This window comes from uncultured Sphingomonas sp. (genome assembly GCF_913778135.1).
Taxonomy (GTDB): Bacteria; Pseudomonadota; Alphaproteobacteria; order Sphingomonadales; family Sphingomonadaceae; genus Sphingomonas.
Map to the genome: position 1 here is coordinate 19472 of NZ_CAJYVU010000079.1, position 11450 is coordinate 30921.

At 68.9% G+C, this 11450-nt stretch carries 6 protein-coding genes; 4 read left to right on the forward strand and 2 right to left on the reverse strand.

Annotation, left to right across the window (positions count from 1 at the left end):
* Positions 1-2: 2 nt before the first annotated feature.
* Both QZ847_RS07610 and QZ847_RS07615 read right to left on the reverse strand, forming a co-directional pair.
* On the reverse strand, positions 3-1007 hold the full coding sequence (locus QZ847_RS07610) for an alpha-ketoacid dehydrogenase subunit beta (protein ID WP_026325747.1): 1005 nt from the start codon (positions 1005-1007) through the stop codon (positions 3-5).
* 77 nt (positions 1008-1084) lie between these two features.
* Positions 1085-2344, reverse strand: a complete 1260-nt coding sequence (locus QZ847_RS07615; RefSeq protein WP_294355027.1) for a 3-methyl-2-oxobutanoate dehydrogenase (2-methylpropanoyl-transferring) subunit alpha — start codon at positions 2342-2344, stop codon at positions 1085-1087.
* A 447-nt stretch (positions 2345-2791) separates the two neighbouring features.
* On the opposite strand from QZ847_RS07615, the gene QZ847_RS07620 reads away from it, so the two are divergent.
* From QZ847_RS07620 to QZ847_RS07635, 4 genes are all read left to right on the forward strand, one after another.
* Complete coding sequence (locus QZ847_RS07620) at positions 2792-3568, forward strand: protein ImuA (RefSeq protein ID WP_294355029.1); 777 nt, start codon at positions 2792-2794, stop codon at positions 3566-3568.
* On the forward strand, positions 3483-6380 hold the full coding sequence (locus QZ847_RS07625) for a DUF6504 family protein (protein ID WP_294355021.1): 2898 nt from the start codon (positions 3483-3485) through the stop codon (positions 6378-6380). The genes QZ847_RS07620 and QZ847_RS07625 overlap by 86 nt, the downstream gene beginning before the upstream one ends.
* Before the next feature lie 186 nt (positions 6381-6566).
* Positions 6567-9878 carry an error-prone DNA polymerase gene (locus QZ847_RS07630; RefSeq protein ID WP_294355023.1) on the forward strand — a complete coding sequence of 1104 codons (3312 nt, stop codon included), beginning with the start codon at positions 6567-6569 and terminating at the stop codon, positions 9876-9878.
* Between the two features lie 76 nt (positions 9879-9954).
* Positions 9955-11450 (forward strand): PAS domain-containing hybrid sensor histidine kinase/response regulator (locus QZ847_RS07635; protein WP_294355025.1); only part of this gene is annotated, 1496 nt, incomplete at its 3' end.

Genomic DNA, 11450 nt, shown 5'->3' on the forward strand with positions numbered 1-11450 from the left:
CGTCAGTCCTTCAGAATCTTCTTGAGCGCCTGTCCGATGCGGACCGGCCCCGGGAAATATGCCCATTCGAGGCTGTGCGGGTACGGCGTGTCGAAACCCGTCACGCGCTCCACCGGGGCCTCCAGGTGGTAGAAGCATCGCTCCTGCACCAGCGCCGAAAGTTCGGCGCCGAAGCCGGCGGTCCGCGTCGCCTCGTGGACGATCAGGCAGCGGCCGGTCTTCTTCACCGACGCCTCGATCGTCTCGATATCGAGCGGGACGAGCGTGCGCAGGTCGATGATCTCGGCGTCGACACCGGTGTCGGCGACGACCTGCGCGCAGACGTGGACCATCGTGCCGTAAGCGAGCATCGTCACCGCCTCGCCCTCGCGCACCACGTTCGCCTTGCCGAGCGGGATCTTGTAATAGCCCTCGGGCACCGCGCCCGCCGGATGCTTCGACCAATTCTCCGCCGGGCGGTCCCAATGGCCGTTGAACGGGCCGTTGTAGATGCGCTTGGGCTCGAAGAAGATCGTCGGATCATTGTCCTCGATCGCCGCGATCAACAGCCCCTTAGCGTCATAGGGCGTCGACGGGATCACCGTCTTGATCCCCGACATGTGCGTGAACAGCCCTTCGGGTGACTGCGAGTGCGTCTGCCCGCCGAAGATGCCGCCGCCGAACGGCGAGCGCACCGTGATCGGCGCGGTGAACTCGCCACTGGAGCGATAGCGCAGCCGCGCCGCCTCGCTGACCAGCTGGTCGAGCGCAGGGTAGATGTAATCGGCGAACTGGATCTCGGGGACTGGACGGAGCCCGTAGGCGCCCATGCCGACCGCGACGCCGATGATCCCGCATTCGGTGATCGGCGTGTCGAACACGCGCGTCTTGCCGTACTTTTTCTGCAGGCCCGCCGTCGCGCGGAACACGCCGCCGAAATAGCCGACGTCCTCGCCCATCACGACCACGCCCGCGTCGCGCGCCATCATGACGTCCATCGCGGAGTTGATCGCCTGGATCATGTTCATGCGGGTGGTGTCGCCCGCCTGATCCGCGCCATCCTGCGGCACCTGCTCGCTCACGGCGCTTTGCGTATCCGCCATCGTCACTTCCTCGCCCACGGCCGGCCGCTCGCTTCTTCCTCGTCGATCATCTGCTGGCGCTGCTCGCGCAGGTGCCAGGGCATGTCCTCGAACACGCCGTCGAACAATGTGTCGAGCGGCTGGTGCAGGCCGTGGCCGAGGATGCCGTTCTTCTCGGCCTCCTTCTGCGCTGCCTTCACTTCCTCGGCGACCTCGCGGTCCATCGCCGCCTGCCGCTCGTCGTCCCACTCGCCCAGCGCGATCAGGTGATCCTTCAACCGCGTGATCGGGTCGCCCAGCGGCCACGCCGTCGGCTCCCCGGCCGAGCGGTATTGCGTCGGGTCGTCGGAGGTCGAGTGGCCCTCGGTCCGGTAGGTGAAATGTTCGATCAGCGTCGGCCCCGCATTGGTGCGCGCGCGTTCCGCTGCCCAGGCGGTGGCGGCATAGACCGCCAGCGCATCGTTGCCGTCGACGCGAAGCCCCGCGATTCCGTAGCCGACCGCGCGCGCGGCAAAGGTCGTCGCCTCCGCGCCCGCGAAGCCCGAGAAGCTCGAGATCGCCCATTGGTTGTTGACGACGTTGAAGATGACGGGCGCGCGGTAGACGGTCGCGAAGGTCAGCGCGGAGTGGAAGTCGCCCTCCGCGGTCGACCCCTCGCCGCACCAGGTCGCCGCGATCTTGGTGTCGCCCTTCGACGCCGACGCCATCGCCCAGCCGACCGCCTGCGGGTATTGCGTCGTCAGATTGCCCGAGATCGAGAAGAAACCGAACCGCTTCTCCGAATACATGATCGGCAGCTGCTTGCCCTGCAGCTTGTCGCCCTTGTTCGAGTAGATCTGGTTCATCATGTCGACCATCGGGCAACCGCGCGCGATCAGCAGCCCCTGTTGGCGATAGGACGGGAAGCACATGTCGTCGTTGTCGAGCGCGTGCGCGCCCGCGACCGCCACCGCCTCTTCGCCCAGCGACTTCATGTAGAAGCTGGTCTTGCCCTGCCGCTGCGCGCGGAACATGCGTTCGTCGAAAGCACGGACGGTCGCCATGTGGCGCAGCATGCGGCGCATCTTGTCGGGCGACAGCTGCGGGTTCCACGGACCGACCGCCTGATTCTGCTCATCCAGCACGCGCACCAATGTGTACGCCAGATCGGTGAACTGGCTCGCAGCCTCGGCGGTGTCGGGGCGGCGCGCCGAGCCCGCGGGCGGCACGTCGACATCGGCGAAGTCGACCGCATCGCCGGGCCGGAACTTCGGCTCCGGGACGTGGAGCGAGAGACGCGGCATATTCTGGCGCGGCGTATCGGCGCTTGGCAGATTGGTGGGCGCGTTGCTCGCCACTTCACTCTCCATCATGCGGCTGCTTGACGCGTCCGCGGTACACGTCCTGTGTTGAACGCTCGAAAACGTCTTAGTCGCACTTGTAATTATGTTTCAAGAGCGCGCGCCGGTGCCGGACAGGCGGCACAACGACGCTACACATGGCATGTCGCGGCAAGATCGTGGCGAACGGGCGGGCGCGGACAACCGCTGACGCGCGTCGCTGCGGCACGAACGGCAACAAAGCTGCGGGAGTCGGATGCAGGCGGGTCCATCGCGGCGACACGGGCTTCAAAAAATTATCCACATCCAAATGCCTGCGCCGGGACGATCGCGGTGGCGAAGCGGATTGACAGCGTCGCGTTCACGAGAACAAAATAGGAACAACAGCCGCAACGAGTCGTATTGTTCATCGTGTCACAGCCCGCCGAACCACTGCCGGATACGCAATCTGCCGTGCTCGCGCAGCTGCGCGAGACGCTGCGCGCGATCGAGGGTGACGGGCATCGCCGCCGCCCGGTACTGCCCTTCGGCGTCGGCGGGATCGACGCGCGGCTCGCCAACAACGGCCTTCGTCTCGACGCGCTGCACGAGGTGACGGCGGCCTCCCCGTCGCTGGGCGACGATGCCAGCGCGACCTTGTTCATGGCGGGCATCGCGGCGCGCGCCTGGGGACCGATATTATGGGTGGTGCGCCGCCGCGACCTGTTCGCGCCCGCACTCTACCAGGTCGGGCTCGCGCCCGAACGCGTGCTCTACGCCGAGGCCGCCGACGATGCCGAGGTGCTGGCGTTGATGGAGGAAGGATTGCGCCACCGCGCGCTCGGCGCCGTGATTGGCGAGGCGCGCCGCGTCGGTATGCCGGCGACGCGGCGGCTGCAGCTCGCCGCCGAGGGCGGGCGCACGATCGCGCTGTTGATGAAACGCCACGCGCGCGAGGGTGCCGACACGCTCGGCGCGCCGTCCGCCGCGGTGACGCGCTGGCGCATCGGCTCCGCGCCCAGCACACCGATCCCCACCGCCGGGATCGGGCGCGCGCGCTGGCGCGTCTCACTCGTCCGCCAGCGCGGCGGCGAACCCTTTCAACTCACAGTGGAGGCCTGCGATGAAACGGGTCGCATCGCTCTACCTGCCAAACTGGTCGATCGATCGCATAAGGCGGGCGGAGCGGCAGCACACGCCGCCGCCTGAGCGCGCTGTCATCGCCACGGCGGAACTCGCCGCGCTGAAACAGGCGAGCGATGCCGAACAGGGCGGCAAGCAGTGCGACGCGCCGCGCAACAGCGGCTGGCGCCCCGGCGCGCGTTGGGCGCGCAGCGAGGCGGCCGCAGACGTGCGCCCGTTCGACCGTCCGCTCGCCGGCAAGGACGAGCGCGCGGGCGGCGGCTCGGCCTGCTGGGCGGGTGAGACGCGCGCCGATGTCGAGCAGCGCATTGCGCGGATGGAATCGCACCAGCGCCCGCCGATGCGTGAGATGGGCCGCCGCAGCGAGGCGGCTGAACACGCATTCAAGCGGCTGCCCGGCGACGATGGCGGCAAGTCGAGCGGCTGGCCCGAACCGGGTTTTGCAGGAGTACCATGCGCGCCCGGCGGGATGGTCGCGATCCGCTTCGGCGGCGAGGGCGTGCGCCCGACCTCGATCCAGCGCAGGCGCGATCCGGGCGGCATGGCGCAGACCCAGGCGCAATCCTCGCCTTCACCCTTACCATCGTCTTCCTCGCCGCGCCGGCCAATCGGCGCAGGTGCGACCACCCCCGTCGTGCCTGGGGGCAGCAATGCCGCTCATGCTGACGGCTCGGGCGATGCGTCGACCGGGACGACAGCGATGTGCCTCGATGCCAGTCCCGCGTTATGCGAGATTGCGTCGGGACCAGCAGGTGACCGGCCACCGCACGCCGCGCTAACCGGCTCCGGCGGGTCGCTGGCGACGCAGTGCGAGTCCGGGCCGAATGCCGCCGTAGGCTCATCGACCACCCGGCATGACGCCGGTTACCCCGACAGCGGCGCATCGACACGCAACACGTCGCACCATGACACATCCGCGCTTAGGGCGCCGACGATCACGACCGATCCCGTGCGCCCGACCCTGCGGCTCGTCGGCATCGCTGCCACGACGCAATCGCCCGCGCCTGTGCTGGATGATGGCTCACCCACGGCGATTGGAGCGACGCCTCTCCACGCCGCCCTGCGGCGCACGCGCGGTGCTGACCGACCGGCGATCGTGCCGCACGCGCTTCGCCCTGCGGTGAGCGCGATCCGCTATCCCGGCGATGGCCCGCACCCCGACAAGCCGAGCGGTGGAAAGGGCATCGGCGAGCGTCGCGTGGTGAACGGCCGCGTCGGGTCGAACGACGCGGGCGCGAGCGCGCTGCCGGTCGCGCCGTTCTTCGACACCGGGCGCAGCACCGCGGGCACGGTCGCGCGCGTCTGCCCGCCGGACACGCCCGCACATCCTCATGCGACGCTGCTAAACGCGCCGATACATGCGCCGCTCGTCACCGTGCACAAGGTCGGCAACCGGGTCGAGGTCGCCGCCGCCTGCCCCGCCGCGCGGATGCTGGGGATCGAATGCGGCATGGCGCTGACGCAGGTGCGCGCGGCGACCCCCGACGTGTGCGTGCGCGACGCCGACCCGGCGGGCGACCGCGCCGTGCTAGACCGGCTCGCGACTGCGCTCGCGCGGCGCTGGTCGCCGGGCGTGTCGGTGTCGGATGCGCCGCCCGACGCCACCTCAGGCGAGGCTGGGCTGTTCATCGACCTGACCGGGGTCGCGCACCTGCACGGCGGCGAGCGCACGATGGCGCGGCGGATCGTGCGATTGCTCGCGCGGCTGGGCTATGACGCACGCGTGGGCATCGCCGACACGCCCGCTGCCGCCTGGGCGCTGGCACGGTTCGATGCCGCCCCGATTACCGCGCTGCCGTCCGGGCACGGATTGTCGCCGTTCGCCGATTACTCGGTCACCGCACTCCGGCTTGATCCAGCCGCGGCGGAGCTGATGCGGCGGTTGGGGATCGACCGCGTCGGTCAGCTTGCCACGATGCCGAGGGCGCCGCTCGTGCGCCGCTTCGGCCGCGCGGTCGCGACCCGGCTCGACCAGCTGATCGGCGCGGTGGCGGAACCGGTCGTGCCGGTCGTGCCGCGCGACCCAGCGATGGTCGAACAGCGTCTGGCCGAGCCGATCCTGACCGCGGAGCCGATCGCCTATTGGATCGCGCAGCTGAGCGCCCAGCTGGCGCAGGCGCTCGCCGAACAGGGGCGCGGCGCGCGCGCGCTGGTGCTTGCGCTGACCCGCGTCGACGGCGAGGTGCAGGCAATCCGCGTCGGCTTCGCGCGCGCCACGCGCGATCCGCAGCACATGGTGCGGTTGCTGGCACGACGCATCGAGTTGATCGATCCGGGTTTCGGGATCGAGGTGGTGGCGCTCCACGTCACCCGCGACGAGGCGCTCGGCCCCGAGTCGCTGGCAGGCGACCTGGAGGAGCAGGTACCCGATCTCGCCGCACTGGTCGACGCGATCGTCAACCGCATCGGTGCCGCGCATTTGTGGCGCACCCGCGCGGTCGAGAGTGACGTGCCCGAACGCTCGGTCGCGCCCGCCGCGCCGCTCGACCACGCGGTGGAGGCCGGCGCGCGGCTGTTGCGCGACGACGTGCGCCACCTCGACACGCGCGGCGCGGCGCATCCGTGGCACCCGCGCTGGCCGCGCCCGACGCGGTTGTTGCGCCGGCCCGAGCCGATCGATCACGTCATGGCCGAACTGCCCGATTCCTACCCCAGGCGCTTTCGCTGGCGCGGGCAGATGCACCAGGTCGTGCGCGGCGACGGACCGGAACGGATCGCGGGCGAATGGTGGCGTCGCACCGCCGAGCGCCAGGCGGTGCGCGATTATTTCCAGGTCGAGGACGAGGCGGGCCAGCGTTTCTGGCTGTTCCGTCGCGGCGACGGCCAGCGCCCTGAAACCGGCGACATGACATGGCATTTGCATGGCACGTTCGGGTGAGATCGCGCGGCGGGCTGCGCGTGTACGGCAGCATATCCACGCCTTGCCGTTCCGGTGCGACGCCGCCGTAGCACCTGGGCGACGTGCACGAAGCCAGGCCGGTGTCCGCGTTCGGCGTGCGCGCTCCCGTGTCCGCGCGCAGGTGCGGGCGCATCGACGCACGAACCGCGACGAAGCCCGCCGCGCATGACCTACAGCGAATTGCAGGTGACGACGCACTTCTCGTTTCTGCGCGGGGCGTCGTCGTGCGAGCAATTATTCGCCACCGCCGCGGCAATGGGAATGCCCGCGCTCGGCGTCACCGACCGCAACTCGGTCGCGGGCGTGGTGCGCGCGCTCTACGCTGCGGACGAGGTACGGAAGGATACCGGGCTGGTGATCCGCTCGATCCCTGGTTGCCGGCTCGATCTCGTCTCGGGCGACTCGTTGCTGGTGTGGCCGGAGGACCGCGCCGCCTGGTCGCGGCTGACCACCTTGCTGACCAGCGGGAAGGCGCGAGCCGATCGCCGCCGCGGCGAGAAGGGACAGTGTTTCCTGCACTGGGAAGATGTCGCCGCACATCACGCGGGACTGGTCGCGGCACTGGTGCCGGGCGTCGACCTGCCGGACGAAACGGCACTGCGCTGGATGGCGGACCTGTTCCCCGACCGCGGTCACGTCTGCCTGACGCACTGGCACCGGCCCGGTGAGGCGGCTCGACTGGACGCCACTGCCGCGCTCGCCCGGCATTACGGCCTGTCGCCGCTCGCAACCGGAGACACGCTGTACCACGTGCCCGACCGTCGCATGTTGCAGGACGTCGTCAGCGCGATCCGCGAAAAGTGCACGATCGATCAGCTCGGGCTGCGGCGTGAGCTGCACGCCGATCGCCACCTGCATCCGCCGGCCGAGATGACACGGTTGTTTCGTCATCATCCAGACGCGCTGGCAGCCGTCGAGGCGGTGGTGGAGCGCTGCACCTTCTCCTTGCGCGAGCTCAAATACCAATATCCCGAAGAACGCGTGATGACCGCGCACAGCCCGCAAAAGGCGCTGGAGAAGATGGCGTGGCGCGCACTCAACATGCGTCACGATCATCGTCCCCCGGGTGCGTACCGGGCGTTGCTGCGCAAGGAATTGAAGCTGGTGCGCAAGCTGGAATACGCGCCCTATTTCCTGACCGTTCACTCGATCGTGCAGTTCGCACGCAGCCAGCGCATCCTGTGCCAGGGACGCGGGTCGGCCGCCAATTCGGTGATCTGCTTCGTGCTCGGCATCACCTCGATCGATCCGATCAAGCACCAATTGTTGTTCGAGCGCTTCATTTCGGAAGATCGCCAAGAACCACCCGATATCGACATCGATTTCGAACACGAACGGCGCGAGGACGTGATCCAGTGGATCTACAAGACCTACGGTCTCGACCATGCCGCACTGACCGCGGTGGTCAGCCGGTTCCGCACGCGCGGCGCGATCCGGGAGGTCGGCAAGGCGCTGGGGCTGCCAGAGGACATGACCGCCGCGCTGGCGGGACAAGTCTGGGGTTGGTCGAGCGAGGGTGTACCGACCGAACACGTCGAGGCGCTCAATCTGGACGCGGGCGAGCCGCGACTGGCGCTCGCGCTCGAGCTGGCACGCGAGCTGATCGGGACGCCGCGGCATCTGTCGCAGCATCCCGGCGGATTCGTGTTGACGCGCGATCCGATCCACCAGCTCGTACCCGTGGAGCCTGCCGCGATGATCGATCGTCAGGTGGTCGAGTGGGAGAAGCTCGACATCGAGGAACTGGGCCTGATGAAGGTCGACATCCTCGGTCTGGGCATGCTCGGCTGCATGCGCCGTGCGTTCAACCTTCTGGTCGAACACAAGGGCATCGCACTCACCCTCGACCACGCGGACCTGCAGGACGACGACACGGCAACGTTCGACATGATCTGCGACGCGGACACGCTGGGCGTGTTCCAGATCGAGAGCCGCGCGCAGATGAGCATGTTGCCGCGCATGCGACCGCGCGAATTCTACGACATCGCGATCCAGGTCGCGATCGTGCGCCCCGGCCCGATCCAGGGCGACATGGTCCATCCCTATCTGAAGCGCCGCGACCTGAGCAAAGAACAGCGCGCACGGATCGATTACCCCAGCCCAGCTCTCAAGGCGGTGCTCGCCAAGACATTGGGCGTGCCGTTGTTCCAGGAACAGGCGATGCAGGTCGCGATCATCGGCGCGGGCTTCTCGCCCGGCGAGGCCGACCAATTACGCCGCGCGATGGCGACGTTCAAGATGACGGGCGGCGTCGGTCCGTTCCGCGAGCGGTTGATCGCAGGGATGCGCCGTAACGGCATCTCCCAGGCCTTCGCCGAGCGGCTGGTCAAGCAGATCGAGGGGTTCGGCAGCTACGGCTTTCCCGAGAGCCACGCGGCGAGTTTCGCCAAGATCGCCTACGCCTCGTCGTGGATGAAATGCCACCACCCCGACGTGTTCTGTGCCGCGCTGCTCAATGCGCAGCCGATGGGTTTCTACGCCCCCGCGCAAATCGTGCGCGACGCGCTCGAACACGGCGTCGTCATCCGCCCGGTCTGTGTAATGGAAAGCGAGTGGGACACGAGCCTGGGTGACGCACCGCTGCACGATGCACCCTCCCCGTCCCCGAGACGCTTTACGCAAACGCGCGGGCTGCTGCCGCTCCGACTCGGTTTGCGCATCGTCCACGGCCTGTCGGGCGAGGACGCGGGGCGCATTCTGGCGGCGCGCGCCGAGCGTGCGTTCCGCTCGGTCGAGGATCTGTGGCGGCGCTCCGGCGTGCCGCTCGCCTCGCTGGAAAAGCTTGCCAAGGCGGACGCGTTCGCCGGGCTGGGGCTCGACCGACGGCAGGCATTATGGGCAATCCGCGGGCTGGGCGAGAAACCGCTGCCGCTGTTCGCCGGGATCGAGACGCCCGAGGCATCGGTCACGCTCACCCGGCTGACGCAGGGGCGCGAGGTGGTGGAGGATTACCGCGCGACGCAGCTGTCGCTGCGCGCGCACCCGCTGCGATTCCTGCGCGGGCTGCTCAGCGAACGCGGCATGGTGCCGTGCGAGGCGCTGGAACACCGCGACGGCAAATGGGTCGAGGTCGCGGGCATCATCCTGGTGCGGCAGCGCCCGGGCAGCGCCAAGGGTGTGCTGTTCCTGACGATCGAGGACGAAACCGGGGTCGCGAACGGCATCCTGTGGCCCGACCGGTTCGAGGCGCAGCGCCGCACCGTTATGTCATCGGCGATGGTGAGCTTGCGCGGGCGCGTGCAGAAGGAGGGTAAGGTAACGCACGTGATCGTCGACCGCGTGACCGACCTGACGGCGATGCTGCGCACGGTCGGCGAGATCGACCTGCCGCGCTTCACCTCACCCGGCGACGGCGCAACCAACGGCGGAACACCCGACGCGCGCGATCCGAAATGGCGCCCGCAGATCCGCTCCGATTATCATTTCCGCGACCCGCCGGAGCCGGTGATCCCGATCAAAAGCCACGATTTTCACTGAGCGTGCCGCTTACGGATGGAAGGCGTGCGGCTGCCCGGCTATGCAAGCCGCGAACCGCTACCCGCCACGCGAGCCCATGACCCCCGATCAGATGCCGACCGACCCCTTGCCACGCGCGCTGCGTTTCCTGGCGGGCGGCGGTGCGGCGATCGCGCTGATCCTGGCGCGCGACTGGAGCGAGCATCCGCTTGGGCCGCCGGAGCATTGGCCGACCTCGCTCAAGACCGCGCTCAGCCTGATCCTCAATTCGCCCGAATCGATGATCCTGTGCTGGGGTCGGGACGACCTGTTCTTCTTTTTCAACGAAACCTATTTTCCGCTGCTCGGCCCCCGGCTCGATTGGGCGATGGGCGCGCGGTTCGACGCGGTCTGGGCCGATGCGCTCGATCAGGCGATGCCGATCGTGCGCGACGCATTCGACGGGCGCAGCCAGCGCTTCACCGATTTGCCGTGGAAGCTCGACACCGACCGCGGCGCGGCCGATACGTGGTGGACCTTCTCCTACTCGCGCGTGCTCGACGACGCGGGCGAGATCGCCGGCCTGTTCATCTTTACCAACGAGACGACGACGCGCGTGCTCGCCGACGCCGCTTTGCGCGAAAGCGAGGAGCGCCTGCGGCTGGTGATCGAGAGCGCGACCGACCACGTCATCTTCACGACCGATCCCGGCGGCGTCATCACCAGCTGGTCGGCGGGTGCGCAGGCGGTGCTCGGCTGGACCCCGGCGGAGGCGATCGGCCAGCCCATGTCGATGATCTTCACACCCGAGGACCGCGCCGCCGGTGCCGACGTGCGCGAACTGATCGGCGCGGCGCGCGACGGCGGCGCCGCCGACGAGCGCTGGCAGGTACGGCGAGACGGGTCGCACGTGTACCTGAACGGGTCGGTCCATCCGCTGCCCGCCGATGCGCAGGGCAAGGAGCGCGGCTTCATCAAGATCGCGCGCGACGAAACGCAGCGGCGCGCGGCGCGGCGGCAGCTGGAGGACCTCGCCGCCACGCTGGAGCGGCAGGTGGCGGAGCGGACCGCCGACCGCAACCGGCTGTGGCAATTGTCGAGCGACCTGATGCTGGTCGCGCGCGTCGACGGCACGATCGAGGCGGTCAACCCGGCGTGGACGCGCATGCTCGGCTGGTCGGAAGCCGATCTGCTGGGGCAGAACTTCCTGCCGCTGACGCACCCCGACGATCTGGAGCGGACCGCGGCCGCGGCCGCCGGGATTGGCGCGGGCGAGGCCTATACCCGGTTCGAGAACCGGTACCGCCACAAGGACGGCAGCTATCGCACCATCGTCTGGGCGGCAGGTCCAGGCGATGGTCTGATCATCGCGGTCGGACGCGACGCCACCGAGGAACGCGCGCAGGCGGAAGCGCTCGCCGCGACCGAGGGCCAGTTGCGCCAGGCACAGAAGATGGAGGCGGTCGGGCAGCTGACCGGCGGGCTGGCGCACGATTTCAACAACCTGCTGACCGCGGTGACCGGCGGGCTCGAACTGCTCGAACATCGCATCAACGCCGGTCAGTACGACAAGCTGGACCGCTACATGACGATGGCGCGGACGGGCGCGCAGCG

Coding starts and splice junctions, on each gene's coding strand:
- QZ847_RS07615 (WP_294355027.1), bottom strand. CDS start 2,344: ATGCCGCGTCTCTCGCTCCACGTCCCGGAGCCGAAGTTCCGGCCCGGC.
- QZ847_RS07630 (WP_294355023.1), top strand. CDS start 6,567: ATGACCTACAGCGAATTGCAGGTGACGACGCACTTCTCGTTTCTGCGC.
- QZ847_RS07610 (WP_026325747.1), bottom strand. CDS start 1,007: ATGAACATGATCCAGGCGATCAACTCCGCGATGGACGTCATGATGGCG.
- QZ847_RS07625 (WP_294355021.1), top strand. CDS start 3,483: ATGAAACGGGTCGCATCGCTCTACCTGCCAAACTGGTCGATCGATCGC.